This window comes from Enterococcus sp. AZ188 (assembly GCF_050544075.1).
GTDB classification, from domain to species: Bacteria; Bacillota; Bacilli; order Lactobacillales; family Enterococcaceae; genus Enterococcus_D; species Enterococcus_D entomosocium.
Genome location: NZ_CP172943.1, coordinates 1,137,249 through 1,162,125 on the forward strand (window position 1 = coordinate 1,137,249; position 24,877 = coordinate 1,162,125).

Here is a 24,877-nt window from a genome sequence, read left to right on the forward strand (position 1 = left end):
AAAAAACAGCCGATCCATTGGACCGACTGTCGTAGCTTAAATCAATTTTCGGCAGGTAGCATTGCAAACAAACTTAAGAGATTGCCGTCTATATCTTTGACGATGGCATAGCGTTGCCCCCAAAAGGCACACCAAGGTTCTTTGAAAGACTGATACCCGGCAGCTACGACTTTTGCATGAAGGGCATCAACCTCTTCAGGGGAATCACATAAAAAGGCTAATTCAATTGTGTCACCAACAGTCATTGGTGCATGTCCGTAGATCCCGGCAACCATCTGGCGGCTATTCAAAGAGATGCGAACCCCGTCGTTTGCTAATTCCATATAATCTTCTGAGTGCTGACCTAATGGCGTGAAGCCAAGTACTTGATAAAAAGCCAGTGCCTGTTCCATGTTTTTTGTGATAATACCAACCATATCTAGTTTCATTGTTTTCTTCCTTTCTTGTGGGAATTCTTTCCATAACAGTCAATGCAGTTGCTAGCAATGAAGATTACCTCGTTTCTGTCAGACGGTAATGGTGCAACCGTTCAGCCAACGTACCAGTATGTAGTTCAAACAAATGGTTGTCATCGTCGTAAAAGTAAATGGAAGCACCTTCGCCTTTGATACGAGAACGATCTTTTTCGATCTTCAATCCTAGTCCTTGGATGCGCGTAATCAAGGAATCGATTTGAGTTTGATCGATTTTAAAGGCAATATGGTTATACGTTTTCGGCAGCTTCTGGGAGGCATCCTCCATAACAGCAAGCCATAAGCCATCGATCAAAAAGAATTTTTCTGGGAAGTAAGAATGGGGCTGGTCTCGGCTATCATAAATTTCCTCTGCTTCAAACAATGTTTCCAACATCGTTGTCGTCTTTGCTAAATTCTGTACGATCAACGTGATATGGGAAATCTCCATCGCATCAACACTCCTTCGTTATGACGAAATAGGGGGAAGAGAAAAAATTAGTATCAAAATAAGCATTATGTTAGTGATTGTAAAATACCAATAGGAAGAGCAGAACATAAAACAGTGCATCAGTTGTGCAAGGAATAACTTTCTTCTTGTATTTTGTCCAAAAGAAGACATTTATTAAGAAGAGGATAATCACTGTCGGTAAGCTAAAGGTCCAAGCAGGGTGTTTAATGAAAATGAAAAGCATATTTCCAATAAGAGCAAAAAGAAAAGCGCCATAAAACAGACGATAGTTACTAGGTAGATACGTAAAATTGCCAAGCATGGGTTCACCTCCTATAGGCAGTATAGCATGAAAGGATCGACTGGCACTCAAAGTATATTGAAAGGACAGCTAGAAGAAAAAGCTAGTTCATGTTCTATGTGCCGCCTTTGTTGAACATTAGTTTCTTTTTTACATTATACATTAAAATTTATTTATACGTCGCTTCAAAGAAAAAGTTGGCTCAAAAGTTCAAAGCAAATAAGTGAAAATAGGGGAGTGGTTGTGTAAATAGGGAAATAAAAATGCAGCAGCTATCATTGCAAAATGTCTGAAAAAAAAGAAGTTCGCAAACGCCTTGGTTATCAGCGTTTGCGAACTTCTTAAATAGTATTATTTTGTTTCGCGGTGTAAAGTAACTTTTCTTTCACGTGGGCAATATTTTTTCTTTTCCAAACGATCAGGATTGTTACGTTTGTTTTTGTTTGATAAGTAGTTGCGTTCTTTACAAGAAGTGCACTCTAATGTGATGTTTACGCGCATGATTTTCCCCCCTAACGATACAAGAATCCTCTAAGAAATCTCTCAGACTAAAATATAATAGCATGTTTTGTGCGGGAATGCTAGCTTTTTCCTGAAATTTGTTAAGTAGTTTTACTTGACGAATTACTTGAAACGCATTAGTCCAATTTGCTCTGGATATCTTCGATCATTTTGGTATAGGCGATAGGACCGTTGTAGAGCCAGCTTGATTCAGGACCGAATTCCCATAAATGATTGTTTTTGACTGCATCAAGATTTTGCCAGACTTGTTCGCTGAAAAAATCAGCGCCTTTATCACTATTCACTAAAATCAAGTAATCGGCATCCAATTCTGCCAATTTTTCCAGAGAAACGGCAGACCAGTCAGCAGTGGCACTTTCACTGATTTCTGAAACAAGCGAGGGAACTTCAAAACCGAGTTCGTGATACAGCAGTTGACCACTTGATTTTGTTTCTGAAACCATGAAGACAGAATTATTGACCACCCATAAAACAGCAATCGACTTGCCTTGGATTTGATCAGCGTACGTTTCCTTGGTAGTAGCGACTAAGTCATCATAATCAGCTTCTACTTGGGCAGCTTCCTCTTCTTTGTGTAAGACCTTTGCGATATCTGTCAGACGTTCACGCCAGGTTACTTCCTCGCCATTTGTGACCACATAGGTCGGCGCGATCTTACTGTACTGATCATATTTGTCGCCTTCCACCATGGAATTGCTATCCATCAGCAGTAGGTCTGGCTCAAAGCTCAAGACATCTTCATAGGGCAGATCATAGTTGATTCTTGGCACATCTGCTAGTTTATCTTGCAAGTATGCTTGATCACTGTCATTGCCGACTGTCCATTGAGCAACCGGGGTTACCCCTAAAGCGACCAAATAATCTTCCAAGTAACTACCGATCACCCGTTGTGGGTTTTCGGGAACAGTGACTTCATTTCCCATCGCATCGGTAAAGGTTGTTGCTATTTCTGAAGAAGTAGTGGCTTTTCCACTGCTATCCGTTGAGTCATTATTCGTACCGCAAGCACCCAGTAGGATAAGGGAGCAGGCTGCTAGCAGGGTAAGCCAAGTACTTCTTTTTGACCATTGTTTCATAGAAAAACTTCCTCCTTTGTTAAAAGATGAGCACTTATCATTTTAATTGAGAATAATTCTCATTTGCTGATTGCTATTATTACGGAGAAACGCTGATTTGTCAATCTTATTTTTTTATTTCCTTTTTTTAGAACTATTGACGAATAGTAGGATTACATTCATAATTGATAAGCATTATCAATCAATTATTTTGGGGACGAATATGGCGAAATTACGAACAGTTGACTTGAGTGTCGGCTATCAAAAACAAAAAATTGTGCAAGATCTAACAATTGAGATTCCAGAAGGGAAAATCATCGGCTTGATTGGCCCGAACGGCAGTGGAAAATCGACATTTTTAAAGGCACTCGCCCGAATTTTACAGCCTTTGTCTGGTGAGGTCCTATTAGATACACAAAACCTCCAGAACATCAAAACCAAAGAAGTGGCTAAAAAGATTGCGCTGCTTTCACAAGTTAGCGATTCATCGATTGGCTTGACGATTCGCGAAATTGTTTCTTACGGTCGTTTCCCCTATCAAAAAGGACTGAATAGTCTATCGGAACAAGATCTTGCAGCGATCGACTGGTCTTTGCAAGCAACTGGTTTGACGGCACTAGCAGAAGAAGTGATCAGTACGCTGTCAGGGGGGCAAAAGCAGCGCGTATGGATCGCCATGGCACTGGCGCAAGATACGGATATCGTGATTTTAGATGAACCAACAACCTTTTTAGATCCTGCACATCAATTAGAAATTTTGCTCTTATTACAGCAAATCAATAAAACCTATGGGAAAACGATCATTATGTCGATTCATGACCTGAATCATGCGTCACGTTTTTCTGATTATATTTACGCATTAAAAGGTGGAGAGCTTTTGGTTTCCGGTACACCGGAAACGGTACTGACCAAAGAATGGCTGCAGCGTTTGTTTGAGATCGATGCCGTGTTAGGTACCTTTCCTAATAGTACAAAGCCGCTGGTCTTGACCTATGAGTTAGGAGCGCAGATATGAAAAAGTTTCCTTGGCTGCTGCTGCTTTTTAGTGGCTGCTTTATTATCTGTTTCTTTTTAGCGATCACTCAAGGAGCAGCGGACCTTTCTTTTGAAACGATCTGGGATGCCGTCTTTGCTTTTGATTATGAGAATCAGCTGCATCAAGTCTTGCGCAATATTCGGTTGCCGCGTGTTTTGGCTGCTTTTCTAGTAGGAAGTTGTTTTGCTGTTACAGGAGCCATCATGCAGGGGATTACGAGAAATCCCTTGGCAGATGGTGGTCTTTTAGGTGTCAATAGTGGGGCTGCCTTGGGACTAGCGATCGCATTTATCCTCTTTCCTAGTGTGCAACCGAGTCAAGCGGCGCTGTTTTCCTTTTTTGGTGCGTTTGCGGCAACTGGGCTGCTTTTTTTACTGACCAGATACGCCAAACTAGGCATGTCGCCCACGGGACTGATTTTGGCTGGTGTGGCATTAAGTTCTTTTTTCTCAGCCATTAGTCAAACTCTGTCATTGCAATTTGATTTAAACCAAGAGATAGCCTTTTGGTTTATCGGTGGTGCGGCGAATGTGACTTGGCAGCAACTGCGTTTTGTGGGCCCCATCTATCTGATCGCCATCGTTTTTGTGCTACGGCTAGGAAAAGCCCTCAATCTGTTAGCACTAGGAGATGACACCGTCATTTCATTAGGCAAGCACCCGCATCTGATTCGGGCATCTGCCTTACTGTTAGTCGTAGTTTTGGCGGGAATGGCGGTTTCGCTTGTAGGACCGGTCAGCTTTGTCGGCTTAATGGTTCCTCATGTCGTGCGGGGGATGGTGAGCAAAAACTACCAATTAATTTTGCCTTTGACGATCATTGGAGGTGGGACCCTAGTGATGGCCGCTGATCTGGCAGGTCGCTTGATCAATCCCCCTTTTGAGACACCCTTTGGGATACTGATGGCATTGATCGGTGTGCCTTTTCTATTGGTCAAGATACGGAGGGAAGACTGATGAAAAAAACACTCTTTGTTTTTTTTCTACTGGTGATGGCCGCTTTTTTAGGAAGTGTCATGGTGGGAAAAACAATCTTAACCTTTCAGACATTAGGGGCAATCTTTCAAGGTACGGCTTCTTCGAGTCAGGTACTGACGTTTACTGAGTTTCGACTACCACGGGCTTGTCTGGCGCTGATCGCCGGCGGTGCCTTTGGTTTTTCTGGTTTTGTCTTGCAGGGGGTGACGAGAAACGAGCTGGCTGATGCAAGTATCGTAGGAATCAACAATGGCGCGGGTCTCTTTGTAATGATCTACTTAGGGGTTTATACCCAAGGATCGCAGCTTTTACCTGTCGTTGGGATCTTCGGTGGCTTGTTGGCTGCTGTACTGGTCTATTTGATTGCCTATAAACACCGCCAATTGTTGTCGATGGAGCGAGTGTTGCTGGCGGGAATCGCCGTCAATGCAGGGTTGGCCGCGGCTACTTTACTTTTTACGGTGGAATTATCAAAAGACCGCTATCGCTTTGTAACAGCATGGCTTTCTGGATCTATCTGGGGAACCTCGTGGCAGCAAATTACCAGTCTGCTTCCTTGGGTCATCGTATTGTCTGTCGCAGCTTTCTGGACCGTACCTAAACTTAATCTGCTTGGTTTTGGTGAGGAACAGGCAATTAGCTTAGGGGTTTCTTTGACACGGTTGCGGACGTGGTTTTTAGTGATTGCGGTTGGTTTGGCTGCCAGTACGGTTGGCTATACCGGTAATTTAGCCTTTGTGGGCTTATTGGCGCCTCATATCGCCAAGGGACTCATCGGCAGAGAATCTCGCAGTGCCTTTTTCTTAGCGGGAATGATCGGCAGTCTGCTGGTCTTAGTAAGTGATACGATCGGTCGTTTACTATTGACAAGCGGTGAGATCCCAGCTGGTATCATCATTTCTATCGTGGGGGCACCGTACTTTGTCTTTTTACTGATCCGGCGTAAAGAAGGATGAGCAGATAGTCATGATCTTGCCAAGAAATCTGCGATTCTAGTTTGCTATTTGGACACAGTTTTTGGTACTATTTCTGAGAGGAGTGATCCAATGGAAAAACCAGTCATTAGAGAGCACATGATCCAAACATTAAAAAAAATGCCGAGCAAACAAAAGCAGCAGAAAGAAACGGTGATTTTGCAGTTGCTGTTTTCTTCTCAGCTTTGGCAAACGGCTAAGTCAGTAGGAGTGATCCGTTCGTTGCCATTTGAATTTGATACAGCGGCTATTTTTGCTAAAGGATTTGAACAAAACAAACGAATCGCAGTGCCGAAAGCACAACAAAAAAAATTGCAGTTTTATCATGTGGAGCCGGTAACGCGTTATGAAACGTCGGCATTTGGGGTTGAAGAGCCGATCAGTGAGCAAGAAGCCCATCACTTGGATTTACTCATTGTTCCCGGCTTGGCTTTTTCGAAAAAAGGCTATCGCATCGGCTTTGGCGGCGGCTATTATGATCGTTTCTTGTCTGCTTTTGATGGCAAGACCGTTTCTTTGGTCTTCGGAGAACAATTCAACGATCAATGGACACCAGATGTATTCGACATTCCAATCGATAAAATCTATACGGATTCGCTTATTCGCACGTAAAGGAGCACGTCAATGAATTCTCAAATGAAAAGATGGCTGAATCAGCCGATCTTCACGTATCTATTTTTAGCTATCCAAACTATTGTGTTTATCTTGGGTTATTTTAGTCCCTCTATTCAATCAGGCGGGGTGATGTTTGGTCCGTTTGTCGTCTATTTAAATGAATATTGGCGTTTCGTTACCCCAATCTTTCTGCATTTCGGGTTGGCACATTTTGCGATCAACTCTGTGATTCTCTATTATATGGGGCAACAAGTAGAAGCCATCTATGGTCATAGCCGTTTTTTTGCCTTGTATTTACTAAGCGGCATCATGGGCAATACCATGAGTTTTGCTTTCAACCAAATAGGGGTTCAATCAGCAGGCGCTAGTACTTCATTATTCGGGCTTTTCGGGGCATTTTTGATTTTAGGTTGGCATTTTAGAAATGATTACCGCATCCAAGCAATGGTACGGCAATTTGCCCTATTCGTTGGATTGAACCTGGTTTTTGGGGTGTTTGATCAAACGATTGATATGTGGGGACACATTGGCGGGATCCTCGGTGGGTTATTGTTAGGAAATCTTTTGGCATTGCCAAAGAACTATGGAAAATATTCGATCCACACCAGAATCCTCTCTGGCGGACTCTTTGTTTTCTTATTGGCTATTTTTGTGATATATGGTTTTAAAAAATATTAATTACTTGTATAATAAGCAGGAAGTGGTTAAATGGAAACGTTATATGACGTACAACAATTACTGAAACAATTTGGTGTTTACGTATATGTCGGCAAGCGGATCTACGATATAGAACTGATGCAAATCGAGTTGAAAAACTTTTATGACAGTCGCTTGATAGATCGGGATGTATATCTGACTGCCCGGCGAATTCTTACGCGGGAGCATCGAATTGAAGAAAGCCGGGAGGAAAACAAGTGATGGACAAAAAAATCATCGGAATTGATTTAGGCGGAACAACTGTGAAATTCGCTATTTTAACGAGCGAAGGCGAGATTCAGCAAAAATGGAGTATTGACACCAATATTCTTGATGAAGGCTCACATATCGTGCCAGAAATCGTGGCATCGATCAATCATCGCCTAGAATTATATGGCTTACAGCCGGAAGCATTTATCGGTATTGGTATGGGGACACCAGGAAGTGTCGACCGTGACAAAGGAACCGTCATAGGTGCCTACAATCTGAACTGGGAAACACTTCAGCCAGTCAAAGAACTGATTGAAAAAGGCACAAAAATCCCCTTTGCCATCGATAACGATGCCAATGTAGCAGCTTTAGGTGAGCGTTGGAAAGGGGCAGGGGATAACAATCCTGATGTCATCTTTATCACACTAGGTACAGGTGTTGGCGGCGGTATCATCATGGAAGGGCAATTGCTTCATGGGGTTGCTGGTTGTGCCGGAGAAATCGGTCATATCACTGTTGATCCTGAAGGGTTCGAATGTACTTGCGGCAAACGTGGTTGTTTAGAAACGGTTTCTAGTGCGACGGGTGTTGTGCGAGTTGCTCGACAGTTGGCAGAAGAATATGCTGGCGACTCGGCATTGAAACAACAGCTGGACAATGGGGAAGATGTTTCAAGTAAAGATATTTTTGAAGCGGCTCAAGCAAACGATCCATTTGGCTTGATGGTCGTTGATAAAGTGTGCTTCTACCTTGGGTTGGCATGCGGAAACCTAGGAAACACATTAAATCCATCAAGTATCGTTTTAGGTGGAGGCGTATCAGCAGCCGGTGAATTTTTACGTGAACGGGTTGCTGCCTACTTTGCTCAATTTACCTTCCCACAGGTAACGGAAAGTACTGAAATCAAATTGGCCGAACTTGGGAATGATGCCGGTGTGATTGGGGCAGCATCATTAGCTTTGCAGTTTGCAGCAAAAGCATAGATGACAAGCTGCTAGGCAATGATAGATTAAAGCAGCATAAATCAAAAAAGAATGTTTGTTACAATAGAGAGGAATAGAAGAAATGACACCAATTATGTGGCTAAACTTGGTTTTGGCATTAATAATCTTAGCAATCGCTTTGAACTGGGCGTATTTTCAAATTATGGGACGCCGTTCAGCAACGATCATCTCAGAAGATGAATTTAAAGCAGGAATGAAGAAAGCCCAAGTGATCGACGTTCGGGAAAAAAATGAATTTGACAGTGGGCATATTTTAGGGGCGCGTAATATTCCCTTTACGGTTTTAACCAATTCCTTCAGCGCATTTCGTAGAGATCAACCAATCTACTTATATGACACGCGTAAATCGTTGAGTATTCGCGCAGCAAATAAATTACGAAAAGAAGGCTTTACCAATGTCTATATCCTAAAAGAAGGTTATGAAGGCTGGAGTGGCAAGACGAAAAAGAAAAATAGTTTATAAAAGAGAGAACTTAAGGCAAAAGAACACAAGCAAATTTGAATGAGCGACGAAACACCAAACGGAGTGTTTCAAGTAAGTCATTATTCAATTTACATTGTGGGCTTTTGCCTTTATTTATAGAACTTAGGTCTATCGATAAGGAGAGTGTGCGTTGATCAAGCGAAAAAGAATTTATGAAGTGGCGGAAACGACAGATGGCTATCGGGTATTGGTGGATCGCATCTGGCCTAGAGGAATGAAAAAGGAGGCAGCCCAGATCGATCTATGGCTCAAAGCAGTCGCACCAAGTACTGAATTGCGCAAATGGTTTGGGCATGATCCTGAACGTTTTGATGCGTTTAAAGGCTGCTATCTACAAGAATTAGAGAAAGCGCCAGCTAAAGATGCCTTGGCACGGTTAAAAGCGTTGGTTGCTGAACAACAGACCGTGACCTTACTTTACGGAGCGAAAAATGAAGAACAAAATCAAGCCGTGATTTTGCAGGACTTACTGGAGAAGGCAGAATGATTACCTAAAAGAGCCGCCAGCCTATTGAAGGCTGACGGCTCTTTTTTAGCAAATGATTAGCGGGCAACGCTTTTACGCATCGCGCGTTTCCGTTTTTCATCATGATCTGCTTGTTGTTCGTCAATTGGATCAATCACTTGTTTCTTGACCGTCATAACAACACTTGCAGCTGCAGCAACCGTTGCGACTGTTCCTACTAAAAATCCTGAAAGAAATCGTTTCATCATTAAACACCTCGCCTTTAGTTATAGGTTCATTATGAATGAAAACGGAAAAAATATCAAAAAAAATCACTTTTGGGATTGAAAACGCTTGAAATAATTTAGTAAATAATTTACAATAAGTTTACTAAAAAGAAAGCGGGAGTGAGAAAAATGGAGCAATTGCAACAGATATTTATTGATAAATTTGGAACAGCAGGCACAGGCATGTATTTTGCGCCAGGGAGAATCAACTTGATCGGTGAACACACAGATTACAATGGCGGTTATGTTTTCCCGGCGGCAATCACATTAGGGACGTATGCAGTAGCACGAAAACGTGAAGACCAGTTGATCCAACTCTATTCAGAGAATTTTCCAGAAAAAGGCGTGATCTCCTTTCAGTTAGATGAGCTAGATTACCGAAAAGAAGATGATTGGACAAACTATCCGAAAGGGGTCGTTCGTTTCATAAAAGAAGCGGGGCAAGGGATCGATCGTGGCTTTGACATCGCTTTTTATGGCAACATTCCGAATGGCGCAGGTCTTTCTTCTTCTGCATCGATTGAATTGCTGACGGGGGTTTGTCTAAAAGATCTCTTTGATTTAACCCTGAAGACCTTGGACTTAGTTAAAATCGGCAAAAAAGTCGAAAATGAGTTTATTGGCGTTAACTCAGGGATCATGGATCAATTTGCGATCGGAATGGGTCAAAAAGACCATGCATTGCTTTTAGATACGAACACTTTAAATTATGAAGTCGTACCAGCGGCATTTGGTGATTATGTCGTAGCGATCATGAATACCAATAAGCGCCGCGAATTGGCTGATTCTAAATACAATGAACGACGTGCAGAATGTGAAGAAGCATTAGCTCGTTTGCAAAAATCATTAGCCGTTGATTCATTGGGCGCATTGGACGAAGCAACCTTTTTTGCAAATACAGCATTGATCGATGATCCACGCTTGATCAAACGGGCGAAACATGCAGTGACGGAAAACCAACGGACATTAAAAGCAAAAGCCGCTTTGACTGCTGGTGATCTTGAAGAATTCGGCCAGTTGTTAAATGCTTCGCATGCTTCATTGCGGGATGATTATGAAGTGACAGGGCGTGAACTAGATACATTGGTCGCAGCTGCTCAAGCGCATCCTGCTGTTTTAGGTGCGCGGATGACTGGTGCGGGCTTTGGCGGCTGCGGGATCGCATTGGTCAAAGCAAGTGAATGGGCTGATTTTGAAGCGTCCGTCAAAGCAACCTATTTAGCAGAAATCGGCTACGCAACCGACATTTATCAAGCAAGTATTGATGATGGTGCACGAAAACTGTAGAATAAGAAATGATGAAGGAATTTAGAAAGAAGGCTGAAAATATGGCGATTTTAGTATTAGGAGGAGCCGGCTATATCGGTTCTCATGCAGTCGATCAATTGATCGAACAAGGAAAACAAGTAGTTGTCATTGACAATTTGCTGACAGGACATCGCCAAGCGATCCATCCAGCAGCAACCTTTTATGAAGGGGATATTCGCGACAAAGCATTTTTACAATCGGTTTTTGAAAAAGAAACGATCGACGGCGTGATTCACTTTGCTGCCAGCTCTTTGGTGGGGGAATCCGTAGAAAAACCATTGAAATATTTCAACAATAATGTGTATGGGATGCAGGTCCTCTTAGAAGTGATGAAGGAACATCAAGTGAAACATATTGTCTTTTCTTCTACAGCAGCAACCTATGGGGAACCTGATCATAGTCCAATCACGGAAGAAACCCCAACAAATCCTAAAAATCCTTATGGCGAAAGCAAGTTGATCATGGAAAAAATGATGCGTTGGTGCGATGAAGCCTATGGTATGAAGTATGTCGCATTGCGTTATTTCAATGTGGCTGGCGCGAAGTCGGATGCTTCGATCGGTGAAGACCATGATCCAGAAACACACTTAGTACCGATCATCTTACAAGCTGCTTTAGGACAACGAAAAGAAGTCGCGATTTTTGGGGAGGATTACGATACTCCAGATGGGACTTGTGTTCGTGATTATGTCCATGTCGAAGATCTGATCGCTGCTCACCTGTTGGCATTAGAATATTTACAAAAAGGCAATGAGAGCAATGTCTTCAATTTAGGCAGCAATCATGGGTACTCTGTGAAAGAAATGGTGGAAGCGGCCCGCAATGTAACGAAAAAAGAGATCCCAGCCAGAGTGGCGCCTCGCCGTGCCGGTGATCCAAGTACCTTAGTGGCATCGAGTGAAAAAGCACGAAAGGTTTTAGGCTGGAAACCAGTCTATACCGACGTCGAAGCAATCATCGAGACTGCTTGGAATTGGCATGTCAGCCATCCAAATGGGTATCAAGGGCAGGAGGAATAACCAATGACGATCAGCCAAACAATCAGCGATTTCGTCACTTTAGCAATCAAGGCTGGCGGCTGGATGGAAATGGATCGTATTTATTTGCAAAACCGAGTACTAGCTATGATCGGGGAAGCTGTTTTTGAGCCCAGCGAAATTCGTTCTGTTGCTCGTTCCTCGATTGAAATGATGGACGAACTGGTGGCATGTGCATTGAGCAATCAGCAAATTGGCGATTCTCACGCAGAAAGAGAAATCTTTGAAGCCCAGTTGATGGACTTTTTGACGCCACCACCTTCAGTAGTCAATGCTTTTTTTGCGCAACATTATGCCAATGATCCTAAAGAAGCGACGGATTATTTCTTTGAGCTGTGCCGTCAAAATGATTACATCAAGACTCGGGCCATCGCTAAAAATATCGTCTTTCCTGTTGATACGGAGTATGGGGAGATCGAGATCACGATCAATTTATCAAAACCTGAAAAAGATCCGAAGCAAATTGCCCAAGAAGGTACCGCTGCTTCTGTAGATTATCCGAAATGTATGTTGTGTTTGGAAAATGAAGGCTACCAAGGAAGGGTCAATTACCCAGCGCGGACCAATCATCGGATCATTCGTATGAATTTGGATAATGAAGCGTGGGGCTTCCAATATTCTCCTTACGCCTATTACAATGAGCATTCGATTTTTCTTTCTTTAGACCATCGGCCTATGAAAATCAATTTGCAAACCTTCGCTCGCTTGTTGCAGATCATTGAAGTGATGCCGCATTATTTTGTCGGGTCCAATGCCGATCTGCCGATCGTTGGGGGTTCGATCTTGTCCCATGACCATTACCAAGGAGGGCGGCATACGTTTGCCATGGCAAAAGCGCCAATCGAACAACACTTTTCTTTGACTGGGTTTCCTGATGTAGCTGCGGGGATCGTGAAGTGGCCAATGTCGGTGATACGATTACAAGCGAAAAACAAACAAAAATTAGCCGCCGCTTGCCAATATGTGTTAGCCCAATGGCAACAGTACTCAGATCCAAGTGTTTCGATCCTTGCTTTTTCAGAAGATGGGACGGCTCATCATACAGTGACACCGATCGCCCGCAAGCAAGGAGAGCTGTTTGAAATGGACTTAGTCTTGCGGGATAATAATGTTTCCAAAGAACATCCTGACGGCATTTTTCATCCACATCAAGAAGTGCAGCATATCAAAAAAGAAAATATCGGATTGATTGAAGTCATGGGTTTGGCAGTTCTCCCACCGCGTTTAGCTCCGGAACTAGAAGAAGTGACTGCTTATCTATTGGATCAGCCCAATCAGATCGCGGCTTACCATATACCGTGGGCAGATGCGATCAAAGCCCAGCACCCAGAATGCAATGCCGAAAACGTGTCGCAGATTTTGCGCAATGCATTAGGAGAAGTCTTTACACAAGTATTGACGCATGCAGGCGTCTTTAAACGAGACCAGACAGGGCAAGCGGCCTTTGCTCGCTTTATAGCTACTTTATAAAAAAGTTCCCCGCAAAAAAAGGAGGCTGGAAGATGGCAACGATTAAAGATATTGCACAACAGGCTGGCGTCTCGCCAGCCACTGTATCACGGGTGCTGAATTACGATTCAGAATTATCGGTCAGTTCTGAAACCAAAGAGAAAATTTTTAAAGCCGCAGAAGCACTCAATTACACAAAACATAAAAAAAAGAGTCAGCCAGAAACCAGTAGTATGCGCTTGATCCAATGGTTTGATACCGAGGAAGAATTAGCGGATCTTTACTATTTAGCGATCCGTATCGGGATTGAAAACAAAACCGAAGAATTAGGGATCCGTTTGCTGAAAGAACCCTATGAAGGATTGTCTGATACCGCCGTCGATGGAACGATCGCGCTAGGGAAATTCGATGATCACCAGATTCGTCAATTGAAAAAAAGCCAATCCAATTTGTTGATGGTCGATTTTGACGCATTGGCCCAGGGCGTCAATTCTCTGGTGGTGGACTTTCAACAAGCGGTCGATTTAGTGATCGATGACTTTATTGCAAAAGGCCACCAAAGGATCGGCTTGTTATCAGGCGTTGAGTTTACCAAGGACCATCACCAAGAAATCGAAGACCCTCGGCGCCGGATTTTTGAGGAACGGCTTCGTCGGTTGAAGTTGCACCACCCGCAATATCATCTCAGCGCACCGTTTACAGTAGAGGGCGGTTATGAGGCGATGAAAGAGTATTTGCAGCAAAACAAAGAGTTGCCAAGTGCCTTATTTGCTTCCAGTGATGCCTTAGCGATTGGCGCTATGCGTGCTTTGCAAGAAAAAAACATCAAGATTCCAGATAAGATCGCAATTATCGGCTTCAATGATGTCAGTGTCGCAAAGTACGTCTTTCCGACTCTGTCAACCATCAAAGTTCATACGGAATGGCTGGGGGAGCTGGCAGTGACGACCTTGCTGGATATCATTACGAATGCAGCACCCGTTCCTCGAAAAGTTACGATCGCAACGGAGCTGATTACGCGCCAATCTTCTTAGCAACCAGTTGAATCATCGGAGGATACCGTTACACACGTCAACTGAGTTTTAATGAAATAACAAAAAAATGAATATCGCCTTACCCGAACCTTTAAACAGCCCCGCTGGTTTGCAACTGCAGCCGTGCTTGCTTTTTTCAAAGGTTCGGGTATTGTTGTCCTATTGCTTTTTTTCTAAACGCAGGCATCTTTTTGGAGACTTGGTTGGGCATTTGATTAGAATATGGTAGAATATGAGAGAGTTTTTTGAATGGGGAGAAGATAGATGAAAACATTAGCGATTGATACCTCAAACCAGACACTGGCGGTTGCGGTGGTCGATGGTCAAGAAGTGTTGGGACAAAGCCAGACGATGGCGATCAAAAACCACAGCACAGCATTGATGCCTGCCATTGATGGATTGATGCAGGCGGTGGGGATGGCCCCTAAAGAGCTGGAGCAAATCGTTGTTGCGAAAGGTCCTGGCTCGTATACGGGTTTGCGCATCGGTGTCACAACAGCAAAAACGCTGGCACAAACATTGAACATCCCGCTGATTGGTGTTTCTAGTTTGAAAGCAGTCGCTGCCAATTGCGTGGGCGTATCGCAAGTGATCGTCCCGTTGTTTGACGCTCGCCGTCAAAATGTCTACGCAGGTGCCTACCAATGGCATAATGGTACCTTAGAAACAAGGATCAAAGACCAGCATATCTCACTGTCTGAGTTATTGACCCAGCTAAAAGCAGTTGATGGTCAAGAAGTGCTATTTGTCGGCGCCGATACCGTCAAATTTAAAGACATGATCGAGGCGGAACTGCCGACAGCCCATATCAATCAAGTGTCGTTTTGGAATTACCCGAATGGCGTTGTTTTAGCTGCTATTGCGAAAGAAGAAGCGCCGGTGGCTTCGATCCATGATTTTGTACCGGACTATTTAAAATTAGTTGAAGCCGAAGAAAAATGGTTAGCCTCGCATGAACCGGGAGTGGATGCTTATGTTGAAAAAATTTAAAACGATGACGGGAAAGTTGGCTCTTTTCCGTCAGATTCAATATCCAGAGCGTAAAAAAGAGATACGAGGGGAAACGTATGTTGTTCGTGAATTAGTCGGTGATGACATTAAAGAGCTGCTGCAGGTGGAGCGTCTCGTGTATGCTGGGGAACTGCCTTGGACCAAGAGCGCCTTTTTGTCAGAACTTTATTCACGGGTCAAACATCTTTATTTGGGCATCTTGCATAATGAACGGATGATTGGGTTTATCGGGGTGCGGATTTTAGGCGCTGATGCCCATATCACTAATATCGCGATCATTCCTGATTATCAAGGAAAAGGGATCGGTTCTTTCTTGATAGGAGAGATGGAACGTTATGCAAGGAAAAACAAATGCGACCGTTTGACATTAGAAGTTCGCCTGGGCAATCGTGATGCGCAACGTTTGTATCGGACCCTCGGGTTTGTTTCACAGGCGATCAAAACGGCGTATTACACTGAAGGCAATGAAGACGCATTGGATATGGTGAAATTTTTAAATGACTAACGAACAAGCAGAACAAACGATCCCGACACCGCAAATGCTCTGGTCATTGGCGGATCAGAGCTATCCCTTTGGCTCGCCTTGGAATCTGCAGCAATTTCAGCAAGATTTGCAAAACAGCAACAGTCGCTATTTGTTTCGTTATGGAAAAACCAACCGAGAGCTGATTGGGTTTCTCTGTTTTCAGCAAGTGCTGGATGAAGCAGAGCTGTTTAATGTAGCGGTTTTACCAGCATATCAAGGGCATGGTTTGGCGAAAGAATTGTTGAAACAAATGGAATCGCTCGTGGAACAAACCGATGGTCGGCGGATCTATCTTGAAGTACGTGTGTCGAATTTACAAGCACAGGCCCTTTATTTGCGCATGGGCTATACGGTCATCGGTCGTAGAAAAAAATATTACAGTCATCCTGAAGAGGATGCGTTGATTATGGAAAAGAAAGTAGGCGGAAAAAAATCAAATGAATGAATTGATTTTAGCCATTGAAAGCAGTTGTGATGAAACCAGTGTGGCAGTGATTAAAAACGGCGACACCATTTTAAGTAACATTGTTGCTTCGCAGATCAAGAGCCACCAGCGCTTCGGCGGTGTCGTACCAGAAGTCGCTAGTCGTCACCATGTCGAACAGATTACTTTGTGCATCGACGAAGCATTGACCCAAGCCAACACACAACCAGAAGAATTATCAGCCGTGGCCGTCACCTATGGTCCAGGGTTGGTTGGGGCACTGTTGATTGGGCTTTCTGCAGCGAAAGCCTTTGCGTGGGCCCACAGCTTACCGCTGATTCCGGTCAATCACATGGCAGGACATATTTATGCAGCTCGCCTAGTGAAGCCATTGGTTTTTCCTTTAATGGCATTATTGGTCAGCGGCGGTCACACCGAATTGGTGTATATGGCAGAAGATGGCTCTTTTGAGATCATCGGAGAAACGAGAGATGATGCCGCTGGTGAAGCCTATGACAAAGTTGGTCGAGTTCTCGGTTTGCCTTATCCTAGTGGGAAAGAAATTGATCGCCTTGCACATCTAGGTAGTGATACGTATCACTTTCCTCGAGCAATGATGCAAGAAGATAATTTTGATTTTAGTTTCAGTGGCTTGAAGAGTTCCTTTATCAACTTTGTGCATAATGCACAGCAAAGAGAGGAAGCATTGTCAGTAGAAAATCTAGCAGCCAGTTTTCAAGCCAGCGTAGTCGAAGTATTGGTTCACAAAACAGTGCGGGCATGCCAAGCCTATCCGGTAAAACAACTGATCGTCGCTGGCGGGGTCGCCGCGAATCAAGGCTTGCGTGACGCTTTACAAAAAGCAATGCAGGAATTGCCGGAGGTAGAACTGTTGATTCCACCGTTGCGCCTTTGCGGAGATAATGCGGCCATGATTGGTGCCTATGCCCATGTTGCGTTGAAAAAGCAGCACCTAGCAGACCTTTCATTGAATGCTGATCCAAGTGTCAGCTTTGCCCATAGGATTTCTTAAGATGATTGCACCTAAGATCCGTTCTTAGGTGTTTTTTTTGTTTCATTTATGAGCAAACAGAAGATATAGTTGTATTATATTTCATTATTTGATATTCTGATGTATATTTATTAATTATTTGAGAGGCGGGTATGCAATGACATCAGTTTTTAAAGGACGCAGTTTTTTAGCAGAGAAAGATTTCACAAAAGAAGAACTGCAATATTTAATTGATTTTTCCCAGCACTTAAAAGGGATGAAAGCCAACAATCAACCACATCGCTACTTAGAAGGAAAAAATATTGCGCTTTTGTTTGAAAAGAATTCAACACGGACGCGAGCAGCCTTTACGGTTGCAGCGGTGGATTTGGGGGCGCATCCGGAATTTTTAGGGGCCAATGATATTCAGTTGGGGTCTAAAGAATCCGTTGAAGATACCGCCAAAGTATTCGGACGCATGTTTGACGGGATCGAGTTTCGCGGCTTTAGCCAACAGGTCGTCGAAGATCTGGCCAACTATTCAGGCGTGCCTGTTTGGAATGGCTTAACGGATGACTGGCATCCAACACAAATGATCGCTGACTTTTTAACCATTCAAGAAAACTTCGGTGAACTGACTGGCTTGACCATCGCATACTGTGGGGATGGGCGCAACAATGTCGCCAATTCTTTGTTAGTGACGAGTGCGATTTTAGGGGTCAATATTCATGTCGTCACCCCGAAGGCCTTGCAACCAGAAGCAAACATTATCGAACAAGCACAAGCCTATGCTCAGCACTCTGGCGCAAAGATCCTGGTGACGGATGACGTGGATCAAGGTGTTTTAGGCGCTGATGTCGTGTATACCGATGTTTGGGTTTCAATGGGCGAAGAAGAAAAATTTCAAGAGCGGATCGAACAGCTGCTGCCTTATCAAGTAAACCAATCGTTGATGGAAAAAACGCAAAATGACCAAGTGATTTTTATGCACTGTTTACCGGCTTTTCATGATGAACAAACTATTTATGGCAAAAAAGCAGCGCAGGCGTATGGGATTTCTGAGATGGAAGTCACTGACGAGGTCTTTCGTAGCAAGTATGCTCGTCAATTTGATCAAGCCGAAAATCGTTTGCACTCAATCAAAGCGATCATGGCAGTGACTGCCGGGGATCTATTTATTCCTAAAGTATAAAAATAAAATTTTTGAAAAATGCCAGAATCTCGCTAGCCAAACAAACATTTCTTTGCTATACTTTCTGGGAAGTAAATAGCCTTGATTTGATGAAACAAGAGAAGTAGCGATTCGAGTATCAGTTAGCGAGTTCGGGGTGGTGGAAGCCGAATTGATCAGATTGTGAAACGCACTTGTGAGAATTTGCTAAGCAAACGGAATTCTGCCGTTATCAGAAAAAAGTGGGTCCGAAAAGGACAATCAGAGTGGTACCGCGGGAAATCTCGTCTCTAGTGCAAGTTATGCGCTAGAGGCTTTTTTGTTTTTATCAATCATTTCTTGCATGAAAAACATACAACTGTTTGCTTGCTTCAAACAACGTTTCATCAAAAAATGGGTTCAGTCATTATAGGAGGGATACTATGAATAACAAAGAAATCGTCGCACAAGCGATCCATCAAGTAGTAAAAGAAGATCTATCGATCGAACAAGTTCAGCAATTACTGGAAAATCCAAAGTCAGCCGACCATGGGGATGTGGCATTCCCAGCCTTCTCGCTAGCAAAAGTCTATCGGAAAGCGCCGCAGCAAATTGCCGCAGACTTAGCAGAAAAAATCGATCAAGCGTCTTTTGAAAAAATTGAAGTGGTCGGTCCGTATTTAAACTTCTTTATGGATAAAAAAGCAATCTCTGCCCATGTCTTAGAGCTGGTTCTCAAAGAAAAAAATCATTTTGGCGATCAAACCATCGGCAATCAGCAAGCAGTACCGATCGATATGTCTTCACCAAATATTGCCAAACCCATCTCAATGGGGCATTTGCGTTCCACTGTGATTGGTAACTCGATCGGCTTTATTTTAGAAAAAATCGGTTATCAGCCAATTCGCATCAACCATTTAGGCGACTGGGGCACACAATTTGGGAAATTGATCGTTGCCTATAAGAAGTGGGGGTCAGAAGAAGCGGTCAAAGCGGAACCAATCAACGAACTATTACGTTTGTATGTTGATTTTCATGAAGCAGCCGAGACAGATAAGCAATTAGAAGATGATGCGAGAGCTTGGTTCAAGAAACTAGAAGATGGTGACCAAGAAGCAATGGATTTGTGGCAATGGTTTCGTGATGAATCATTAAAAGAATTCAATAAAATCTATGATATGTTGGAAGTTTCCTTTGATTCATTGAATGGCGAAGCTTTCTATAATGATAAAATGACAGAAGTCGTGGAATTATTAGAAGAAAAACACTTGCTAAAAGAAGACCAAGGGGCAGAAATCGTTGATTTGGCTGCCTATGACTTAAATCCGGCGTTGATCCGTAAGTCCGATGGTGCGACCCTTTACATCACACGGGATATGGCTGCAGCGCTTTACCGCAAACGGACCTACAATTTTGCAAAATCATTGTACGTGGTAGGGAATGAACAAAGTTATCACTTCAAACAATTAAAAGCTGTTTTGAAGGAAATGGGCTTTGAGTGGGCAGATGATATGACCCACGTACCATTTGGGTTGATCACCAAAGATGGGAAAAAACTGTCTACAAGAAAAGGCAAGATTGTTCTTTTGGAAGAAGTATTGAATGAAGCGATCGATTTAGCGAAAGAACAAATCACTGAAAAGAACCCAACACTTGAAAACAAAGAAGAAGTAGCAAAACAAGTCGGTGTCGGGGCAGTCGTTTTCCACGATTTGAAAAATGACCGATTGAATAATTTCGACTTTACGCTAGAAGAAGTCGTCCGTTTTGAAGGAGAGACCGGACCATACGTGCAATACTCTCATGCCCGTGCCATGAGCATTCTTGAAAAAGCCAACTTTGATCCCGCTGCTGTCAGCAGTCTGGCGTTGGCAGACGCTGAGAGCTGGGAAGTTATCAAATTGATTCAGCGCTACCCAGAAACGGTCATGCAAGCGGCGGAAAAATATGAACCATCCGTCATTGCCAAACATGCCATCAAGTTGGCACAAGCCTTTAACAAGTATTATGCCAATGTCAAAATCTTAGCCGAAGATACGGAAAAAGACGCACGTCTAGCTCTTGTTTATGCAGTAACTACTCTATTGAAAGAAGATTTACGGTTGCTTGGTTTACACGCACCCGACAAAATGTAACAAAAAAAGCTGTGCTTCTTGTTTCGACAAGGGCACAGCTTTTTTGGCTCTTTGTCAATAAGGACTGATGAGTTGTGCAAAATCAAATCTGGGTCAGAATGAACCACATTCTGGCTCAGATTTTTTGTTATCTTACATTGATTAATTGATTGATCAAAAAGATTCTAATTCTCATGTTCTCGAATGATTTAAATCCGTAGGATACTCGTTTCATTGTCTTTATGTGGGTATTCTTCGCTTCTATTTTTCCATTGGAATAAGGATAGATCATTGCGTTGGTGATGCCTTCTTCATAAGTCAGAAGGTTTTGAAGCTTCTCCCGAAAGCCGTCATCTAACGTTTCGGGAAGTTCTGCCAATATGCAGAAAAATAAGTCAGGGTCTTTGTCTCGAAAGGCTTCAACTAATTCATGAAAAAAGGGGTACGCCTCCTTCAGGGGCGTAGAAAACTCAAGCAATCGATCAATCATCATTGCTTCAGTAAGAAATGGGTATTTTGGTGCTCGGAAACTTTTCCATGTTTTGTATTCATAATGGTTGATGTTTGCACGATTTTTTAGCAAAAAGCGCCAGTTCTTTTTCAGTTTTTCTGCCTGGCTTTTCTGTCCCGCTTTACGAAGTTCATTCATTTCACGGATACGCAACTCATTGAACGCTTGATTCATGTGTTTGACAATATGAAACCGATCAATCACTACTTTCGCATTTGGCAGAACACGTTTGGTGAGCTGGAAGTAGGCGGCGTTCATGTCTGTCACCAAGAATTCTACTTCTTCTGGATTGGTACAACCTAAGAAATAGCTTGTTAATCGAGGTAATTTACGCGTAGGCAAAACATCTATTAATTTTCCTGTTTCGCCATCTGCGCAAATAAAGCTCATTTTATCTTCTATGGAAGCATGCGAACGAAATTCATCAACCATCAATACTCTGGGGAGAATCTTCTTAGATTGCTTTGGTAAATAGCTTTTAAACTCTTTCAATGTACGAATAACGGTGGTCAAAGATACCTGACAGCTTTTCGCAATAAAAGATAAAGATACTTTTTCAGTCAGTAAAGAAGCAATTTTATATCTAACATGATTTGCGATTGAATGTCTGGGTTGGACAAAATAACTTTGAGCAGTCCAATGGGTTCGGCAGTTTTTACAGGTATAGCGCTGCTTTTTTAGGCGCATAACCAAAGGCATATGATTGTATTGTTCAAAACGGACAATCGTTTCCTTCTTCCCATTTTTCACTATAATTGCTTTCCCGTTTCCATCTACCACAGTAGAACCACAACTTCTACAAGCACGAGGAGTAGGCGAGAGAACAGCATCGACGACCAACGTCTTTTTCTTCTGAAGGGTCTCGTAAGAGACCTCTATAATCATCAAATCTTTCTCTATTATTCTCAGCATTTTTTTGATAGAATCATTCATATAGCATATCGTCCTCTCAGTTGTTTATTTTGTGGTGATTTAATCATACTAGAGAACGATATGTTTTTTAATACCTAAAATGAAAATGGGACTGAAGAATCAATTCTGATTCATCAGTCCCATAAATTATAGAGCCGCTTTTTTGTAGTGAAGAATGCAGCTAGATCCTATAGCTGTTTTTGCGCTATAAGACCGCGTGGTTTCTGATAAATTGATAAAAAGTTTCAGCGTCTTCGTCGCTGCGGGAAATCACCGCTACTGTATCAAAGCCCGCCAACGAGCAAACTTTTTCTGGCATGGTCACTTCATCGATCGCTGCCGAAAGCAAAGGCGCATTGTCCGCAACGGTATGGATCAAGGTCATGAATTGCACACGATCTACTTTAGTGACAACGTCTTCGATCATCTGTATCAAACGCTGCTCTTCTTCTTTTTCATCCTCAGAAGCTTGCATTCCTTGAAAAATGACAAACTTTGTCTGACCTGACTCATCGGGCACTTTCACGATTTTCAAATCACGAATATCGCGAGAAATAGTCGCTTGCGTGGCGGAGACGCCTTGGGCTTCCAATTGATGCAATAATTCTTCTTGCGTGCGTACAGTATGTTCAGTAATGATTTGTCTAATAAGTAAATGGCGATCAGCTTTTCGCATAGGTAAACTCCTTTAAGCATGATTGATTAAGTCAGCCTTATCATAGCAGATAACGCCGAAAAAACCTAGATATTATAAGAAAAGATTTAGAGTGTTAAAAAAAGCTGGATCGCGAATCGTAGTTTTTCATTTGAATCAGTTGCATTTCTTTTTTAGCTACTGTATACTGTTTAAGGCGTGAGTTTTTCACGTCAATCCCACATCTTGTTCCATCTGCGAAGCGGTGCTGATCGATTCAGTTCTTCAAGGAGTAAAAGAGCAAGAGAGGAAAATAAAAAACCAAATTGGAGGAAACACAACATGGCAGTAATCTCAATGAAACAATTACTAGAAGCCGGCGTACACTTTGGTCACCAAACTCGTCGCTGGAACCCAAAAATGAAGAAATATATCTTCACAGAAAGAAACGGCATCTACATCATTGATTTGCAAAAAACAGTGAAATTAGTAGACGCAGCTTACGACTACATGAAAAATGTTGCTGAAGAAGGCGGCGTTGCATTGTTCGTAGGTACTAAAAAACAAGCACAAGAAGCAATCAAAGAAGAAGCAATCCGTTCAGGTCAATACTATGTTAACCATCGTTGGTTAGGTGGAACATTGACAAACTGGGAAACAATCCAAAAACGTGTTGCTCGTTTGAAACAAATCAACAAAATGGAAGAAGATGGTACATTTGCTGTTCTTCCTAAAAAAGAAGTCGTTGGCTTGAACAAAGAGCGCGAACGTCTTGAAAAATTCTTAGGCGGTATTGCTGATATGCCAAGAATTCCAGATGTAATGTACGTTGTTGACCCACGTAAAGAACGTATCGCGATTCAAGAAGCACGCAAATTAAATATCCCGATCGTAGCGATGGTCGATACAAACTGTGATCCAGACGAAATCGATGTTGTTATCCCATCAAATGATGACGCTATTCGTGCCGTTAAATTGATCACTGCGAAAATGGCAGATGCTTTCATCGAAGGTAACCAAGGCGAAGACCAAGTAGCAGAAGAAGATTTTGCTGCTGAATCAACAGAAAACGCAACTTCAATCGAAGAAATCGTTGATGTTGTCGAAGGCGACAACGCATCAGCTGAATAATAAATGATGGAGCTGTTTCAAAGGCTAGGCGCCAAGCCTCACTCTCCTTTGAAACAGCTTTTTTTAAAGACAAGCAATCTTGTTTAAAAACATTTAGGAGGAAACAAAAATGGCAGAAGTAACAGCTAAATTAGTAAAAGAATTACGCGATATGACTGGTGTAGGAATGATGGACGCAAAACGTGCATTAGTTGAAGTAGAAGGCGACATCGAAAAAGCCGTTGACTTATTACGTGAAAAAGGTATGGCAAAAGCTGCGAAGAAAAACGACCGTATTGCTGCTGAAGGTTTAGCATCTGTAGCAATCAACGGCAACACAGCAGCAATCGTTGAAGTGAACTCAGAAACTGACTTCGTTTCTAAAAACGAAATGTTCCAAGACTTAGTAAAAGAAATCGCTGAAGTAATCGCAGCGAACAAACCAGCTGATATGGATGCTGCTTTAAAATTAGAAACCTCTAAAGGCACAATGGATGCTGCGTTGATCGAAGCAACACAAGTAATCGGAGAAAAAATCAGCTTCCGTCGTTTTGAAGTTGTTGAAAAAGATGACAATGCTGCTTTCGGCGGTTACCTACACATGGGCGGACGTATTGCGGTGTTGACTGTTCTTGAAGGAACAACTGACGAATCAGTTGCGAAAGATGTTGCAATGCACGTTGCAGCGATCAACCCTCGCTACGTGAACGAAGCACAAATCTCTCAAGAAGAATTGGATCATGAAAAACAAGTCTTGACAGAACAAGCATTGAACGAAGGCAAACCAGCGAACATCGTTGAAAAAATGGTTGAAGGACGCTTGAAGAAATTTAAAGCAGAAATCGCTTTGGTTGACCAACCATTCGTTAAAGACCCAGATATGACAGTTGAAAAATATGTTGCATCAAAAGGCGCAACTGTGAAATCTTTTGTCCGCTTTGAAGTCGGCGAAGGTATCGAAAAACGCGAAGACAACTTCGTTGAAGAAGTAATGAGCCAAGTGAAAAAATAATTCTGTTCCTCGAACAGATGGGAACGCATGGAAGTGCGCTCCCTTTTTTTAAGCAAAAACGGTTTTTGAAGAAATAGTGTAGATAATTTTCAACGAAAGAGCACCAATATGCTACAATAGTATTGGAGAATGTACGGAGGAATCA

Annotated in this window: 28 protein-coding genes and 1 other annotated feature; of the genes, 21 read left to right on the forward strand and 7 right to left on the reverse strand. The window is 42.7% G+C overall.

What is annotated here, in order from left to right:
* Positions 1–41 precede the first annotated feature (41 nt).
* The 4 genes from IGI86_RS05310 to IGI86_RS05325 all read right to left on the reverse strand — a co-directional run bounded on the left by IGI86_RS05310 (position 42) and on the right by IGI86_RS05325 (position 2,802).
* A complete protein-coding gene (locus tag IGI86_RS05310; RefSeq protein ID WP_061053912.1) occupies positions 42–428 on the reverse strand; it encodes a VOC family protein in 387 nt (128 codons plus the stop codon).
* Between the two features lie 64 nt (positions 429–492).
* Positions 493–903, reverse strand: coding sequence for a FosX/FosE/FosI family fosfomycin resistance hydrolase (gene fosX, locus IGI86_RS05315; RefSeq protein ID WP_008381069.1), 411 nt, complete (start codon positions 901–903; stop codon positions 493–495).
* 652 nt (positions 904–1,555) lie between these two features.
* Positions 1,556–1,705: a 50S ribosomal protein L33 gene (rpmG, locus tag IGI86_RS05320; RefSeq protein ID WP_005229384.1), complete on the reverse strand. Its 150-nt coding sequence runs from the start codon at positions 1,703–1,705 to the stop codon at positions 1,556–1,558.
* 137 nt (positions 1,706–1,842) lie between these two features.
* Positions 1,843–2,802, reverse strand: a complete 960-nt coding sequence (locus IGI86_RS05325) for an ABC transporter substrate-binding protein (protein ID WP_086372706.1) — start codon at positions 2,800–2,802, stop codon at positions 1,843–1,845.
* Between the two features lie 202 nt (positions 2,803–3,004).
* On the opposite strand from IGI86_RS05325, the gene IGI86_RS05330 reads away from it, so the two are divergent.
* The 9 genes from IGI86_RS05330 (at position 3,005) to IGI86_RS05370 (ending at position 9,264) form a co-directional block, all read left to right on the forward strand.
* Positions 3,005–3,796 (forward strand): ABC transporter ATP-binding protein, encoded by a 792-nt coding sequence (locus IGI86_RS05330; RefSeq protein ID WP_005237041.1) that lies wholly within the window; start codon positions 3,005–3,007, stop codon positions 3,794–3,796.
* Positions 3,793–4,773: a FecCD family ABC transporter permease gene (locus tag IGI86_RS05335; protein WP_430617785.1), complete on the forward strand. Its 981-nt coding sequence runs from the start codon at positions 3,793–3,795 to the stop codon at positions 4,771–4,773. The genes IGI86_RS05330 and IGI86_RS05335 overlap by 4 nt, the downstream gene beginning before the upstream one ends.
* A complete protein-coding gene (locus IGI86_RS05340; protein WP_016621237.1) occupies positions 4,773–5,750 on the forward strand; it encodes a FecCD family ABC transporter permease in 978 nt (325 codons plus the stop codon). The genes IGI86_RS05335 and IGI86_RS05340 overlap by 1 nt, the downstream gene beginning before the upstream one ends.
* A 90-nt stretch (positions 5,751–5,840) precedes the next feature.
* A complete protein-coding gene (locus tag IGI86_RS05345; protein WP_016613156.1) occupies positions 5,841–6,380 on the forward strand; it encodes a 5-formyltetrahydrofolate cyclo-ligase in 540 nt (179 codons plus the stop codon).
* Between the two features lie 12 nt (positions 6,381–6,392).
* Entirely contained in the window at positions 6,393–7,061 is a 669-nt protein-coding gene (locus IGI86_RS05350) for a rhomboid family intramembrane serine protease (RefSeq protein ID WP_005237037.1), read from the forward strand.
* A 30-nt stretch (positions 7,062–7,091) separates the two neighbouring features.
* A complete protein-coding gene (locus IGI86_RS05355; RefSeq protein WP_005229394.1) occupies positions 7,092–7,301 on the forward strand; it encodes a YqgQ family protein in 210 nt (69 codons plus the stop codon).
* Positions 7,301–8,272, forward strand: coding sequence for an ROK family glucokinase (locus tag IGI86_RS05360; protein WP_430617943.1), 972 nt, complete (start codon positions 7,301–7,303; stop codon positions 8,270–8,272). Before IGI86_RS05355 ends, IGI86_RS05360 begins: the two co-directional genes overlap by 1 nt.
* Positions 8,273–8,354: 82 nt before the next feature.
* Complete coding sequence (locus IGI86_RS05365; RefSeq protein WP_005237036.1) at positions 8,355–8,756, forward strand: rhodanese-like domain-containing protein; 402 nt, start codon at positions 8,355–8,357, stop codon at positions 8,754–8,756.
* A 151-nt stretch (positions 8,757–8,907) separates the two neighbouring features.
* Positions 8,908–9,264 (forward strand): DUF488 domain-containing protein, encoded by a 357-nt coding sequence (locus IGI86_RS05370; RefSeq protein ID WP_005237034.1) that lies wholly within the window; start codon positions 8,908–8,910, stop codon positions 9,262–9,264.
* Positions 9,265–9,320: 56 nt separating this feature from the next.
* Here the strand turns inward: IGI86_RS05370 and IGI86_RS05375 are convergent, their stop codons facing one another.
* The gene (locus IGI86_RS05375) at positions 9,321–9,488 is read right to left on the reverse strand and encodes a DUF3042 family protein (protein ID WP_017144401.1); all 168 of its coding nucleotides are present in this window, start codon (positions 9,486–9,488) and stop codon (positions 9,321–9,323) included.
* Between the two features lie 150 nt (positions 9,489–9,638).
* Here IGI86_RS05375 and IGI86_RS05380 point away from each other — a divergent pair, with 150 nt between their 5' ends.
* The 10 genes from IGI86_RS05380 (at position 9,639) to argS (ending at position 20,574) form a co-directional block, all read left to right on the forward strand.
* Complete coding sequence (locus IGI86_RS05380; protein ID WP_005237018.1) at positions 9,639–10,796, forward strand: galactokinase; 1,158 nt, start codon at positions 9,639–9,641, stop codon at positions 10,794–10,796.
* 41 nt (positions 10,797–10,837) lie between these two features.
* Positions 10,838–11,836, forward strand: coding sequence for a UDP-glucose 4-epimerase GalE (galE, locus tag IGI86_RS05385; protein WP_034878687.1), 999 nt, complete (start codon positions 10,838–10,840; stop codon positions 11,834–11,836).
* Positions 11,837–11,839: 3 nt separating this feature from the next.
* A complete protein-coding gene (gene galT / locus IGI86_RS05390) occupies positions 11,840–13,324 on the forward strand; it encodes a UDP-glucose--hexose-1-phosphate uridylyltransferase (protein ID WP_086332202.1) in 1,485 nt (494 codons plus the stop codon).
* Positions 13,325–13,356: 32 nt separating this feature from the next.
* Positions 13,357–14,337: a LacI family DNA-binding transcriptional regulator gene (locus IGI86_RS05395; protein ID WP_008381095.1), complete on the forward strand. Its 981-nt coding sequence runs from the start codon at positions 13,357–13,359 to the stop codon at positions 14,335–14,337.
* 264 nt (positions 14,338–14,601) lie between these two features.
* Entirely contained in the window at positions 14,602–15,327 is a 726-nt protein-coding gene (gene tsaB, locus IGI86_RS05400; protein WP_005237009.1) for a tRNA (adenosine(37)-N6)-threonylcarbamoyltransferase complex dimerization subunit type 1 TsaB, read from the forward strand.
* Positions 15,311–15,853, forward strand: a complete 543-nt coding sequence (gene rimI, locus IGI86_RS05405; protein WP_008381099.1) for a ribosomal protein S18-alanine N-acetyltransferase — start codon at positions 15,311–15,313, stop codon at positions 15,851–15,853. The genes tsaB and rimI (IGI86_RS05405) overlap by 17 nt, the downstream gene beginning before the upstream one ends.
* Entirely contained in the window at positions 15,846–16,319 is a 474-nt protein-coding gene (gene rimI, locus IGI86_RS05410) for a ribosomal protein S18-alanine N-acetyltransferase (RefSeq protein WP_430617786.1), read from the forward strand. Before rimI (IGI86_RS05405) ends, rimI (IGI86_RS05410) begins: the two co-directional genes overlap by 8 nt.
* Positions 16,312–17,331 carry a tRNA (adenosine(37)-N6)-threonylcarbamoyltransferase complex transferase subunit TsaD gene (gene tsaD, locus IGI86_RS05415; protein ID WP_016621244.1) on the forward strand — a complete coding sequence of 340 codons (1,020 nt, stop codon included), beginning with the start codon at positions 16,312–16,314 and terminating at the stop codon, positions 17,329–17,331. The genes rimI (IGI86_RS05410) and tsaD overlap by 8 nt, the downstream gene beginning before the upstream one ends.
* 136 nt (positions 17,332–17,467) lie before the next feature.
* Positions 17,468–18,481, forward strand: a complete 1,014-nt coding sequence (gene argF / locus IGI86_RS05420; RefSeq protein ID WP_005237003.1) for an ornithine carbamoyltransferase — start codon at positions 17,468–17,470, stop codon at positions 18,479–18,481.
* 80 nt (positions 18,482–18,561) lie between these two features.
* Positions 18,562–18,755, forward strand: a binding site (T-box leader).
* Positions 18,756–18,882: 127 nt separating this feature from the next.
* Complete coding sequence (gene argS / locus IGI86_RS05425) at positions 18,883–20,574, forward strand: arginine--tRNA ligase (RefSeq protein WP_430617787.1); 1,692 nt, start codon at positions 18,883–18,885, stop codon at positions 20,572–20,574.
* A 127-nt stretch (positions 20,575–20,701) separates the two neighbouring features.
* Here argS and IGI86_RS05430 read toward each other — a convergent pair whose 3' ends face one another.
* Together IGI86_RS05430 and IGI86_RS05435 are read right to left on the reverse strand one after the other, a co-directional pair.
* Entirely contained in the window at positions 20,702–21,997 is a 1,296-nt protein-coding gene (locus tag IGI86_RS05430; protein WP_429972316.1) for an ISL3-like element ISEfa11 family transposase, read from the reverse strand.
* 184 nt (positions 21,998–22,181) lie between these two features.
* On the reverse strand, positions 22,182–22,652 hold the full coding sequence (locus IGI86_RS05435) for an arginine repressor (protein ID WP_016613165.1): 471 nt from the start codon (positions 22,650–22,652) through the stop codon (positions 22,182–22,184).
* Between the two features lie 300 nt (positions 22,653–22,952).
* Here IGI86_RS05435 and rpsB point away from each other — a divergent pair, with 300 nt between their 5' ends.
* Positions 22,953–23,741, forward strand: a complete 789-nt coding sequence (gene rpsB, locus IGI86_RS05440; RefSeq protein WP_005229426.1) for a 30S ribosomal protein S2 — start codon at positions 22,953–22,955, stop codon at positions 23,739–23,741.
* Between the two features lie 109 nt (positions 23,742–23,850).
* Entirely contained in the window at positions 23,851–24,732 is an 882-nt protein-coding gene (gene tsf / locus IGI86_RS05445; RefSeq protein WP_005229432.1) for a translation elongation factor Ts, read from the forward strand.
* Positions 24,733–24,877 lie beyond the last annotated feature (145 nt).

Coding starts and splice junctions, on each gene's coding strand:
- IGI86_RS05310 (WP_061053912.1), bottom strand. CDS start 428: ATGAAACTAGATATGGTTGGTATTATCACAAAAAACATGGAACAGGCA.
- fosX (WP_008381069.1), bottom strand. CDS start 903: ATGGAGATTTCCCATATCACGTTGATCGTACAGAATTTAGCAAAGACG.
- rpmG (WP_005229384.1), bottom strand. CDS start 1,705: ATGCGCGTAAACATCACATTAGAGTGCACTTCTTGTAAAGAACGCAAC.
- IGI86_RS05325 (WP_086372706.1), bottom strand. CDS start 2,802: ATGAAACAATGGTCAAAAAGAAGTACTTGGCTTACCCTGCTAGCAGCC.
- IGI86_RS05330 (WP_005237041.1), top strand. CDS start 3,005: ATGGCGAAATTACGAACAGTTGACTTGAGTGTCGGCTATCAAAAACAA.
- IGI86_RS05335 (WP_430617785.1), top strand. CDS start 3,793: ATGAAAAAGTTTCCTTGGCTGCTGCTGCTTTTTAGTGGCTGCTTTATT.
- IGI86_RS05340 (WP_016621237.1), top strand. CDS start 4,773: ATGAAAAAAACACTCTTTGTTTTTTTTCTACTGGTGATGGCCGCTTTT.
- IGI86_RS05345 (WP_016613156.1), top strand. CDS start 5,841: ATGGAAAAACCAGTCATTAGAGAGCACATGATCCAAACATTAAAAAAA.
- IGI86_RS05350 (WP_005237037.1), top strand. CDS start 6,393: ATGAATTCTCAAATGAAAAGATGGCTGAATCAGCCGATCTTCACGTAT.
- IGI86_RS05355 (WP_005229394.1), top strand. CDS start 7,092: ATGGAAACGTTATATGACGTACAACAATTACTGAAACAATTTGGTGTT.
- IGI86_RS05360 (WP_430617943.1), top strand. CDS start 7,301: ATGGACAAAAAAATCATCGGAATTGATTTAGGCGGAACAACTGTGAAA.
- IGI86_RS05365 (WP_005237036.1), top strand. CDS start 8,355: ATGACACCAATTATGTGGCTAAACTTGGTTTTGGCATTAATAATCTTA.
- IGI86_RS05375 (WP_017144401.1), bottom strand. CDS start 9,488: ATGAAACGATTTCTTTCAGGATTTTTAGTAGGAACAGTCGCAACGGTT.
- IGI86_RS05380 (WP_005237018.1), top strand. CDS start 9,639: ATGGAGCAATTGCAACAGATATTTATTGATAAATTTGGAACAGCAGGC.
- galE (WP_034878687.1), top strand. CDS start 10,838: ATGGCGATTTTAGTATTAGGAGGAGCCGGCTATATCGGTTCTCATGCA.
- galT (WP_086332202.1), top strand. CDS start 11,840: ATGACGATCAGCCAAACAATCAGCGATTTCGTCACTTTAGCAATCAAG.
- IGI86_RS05395 (WP_008381095.1), top strand. CDS start 13,357: ATGGCAACGATTAAAGATATTGCACAACAGGCTGGCGTCTCGCCAGCC.
- tsaB (WP_005237009.1), top strand. CDS start 14,602: ATGAAAACATTAGCGATTGATACCTCAAACCAGACACTGGCGGTTGCG.
- rimI (WP_008381099.1), top strand. CDS start 15,311: ATGTTGAAAAAATTTAAAACGATGACGGGAAAGTTGGCTCTTTTCCGT.
- rimI (WP_430617786.1), top strand. CDS start 15,846: ATGACTAACGAACAAGCAGAACAAACGATCCCGACACCGCAAATGCTC.
- tsaD (WP_016621244.1), top strand. CDS start 16,312: ATGAATGAATTGATTTTAGCCATTGAAAGCAGTTGTGATGAAACCAGT.
- argF (WP_005237003.1), top strand. CDS start 17,468: ATGACATCAGTTTTTAAAGGACGCAGTTTTTTAGCAGAGAAAGATTTC.
- argS (WP_430617787.1), top strand. CDS start 18,883: ATGAATAACAAAGAAATCGTCGCACAAGCGATCCATCAAGTAGTAAAA.
- IGI86_RS05430 (WP_429972316.1), bottom strand. CDS start 21,997: ATGAATGATTCTATCAAAAAAATGCTGAGAATAATAGAGAAAGATTTG.
- IGI86_RS05435 (WP_016613165.1), bottom strand. CDS start 22,652: ATGCGAAAAGCTGATCGCCATTTACTTATTAGACAAATCATTACTGAA.
- rpsB (WP_005229426.1), top strand. CDS start 22,953: ATGGCAGTAATCTCAATGAAACAATTACTAGAAGCCGGCGTACACTTT.
- tsf (WP_005229432.1), top strand. CDS start 23,851: ATGGCAGAAGTAACAGCTAAATTAGTAAAAGAATTACGCGATATGACT.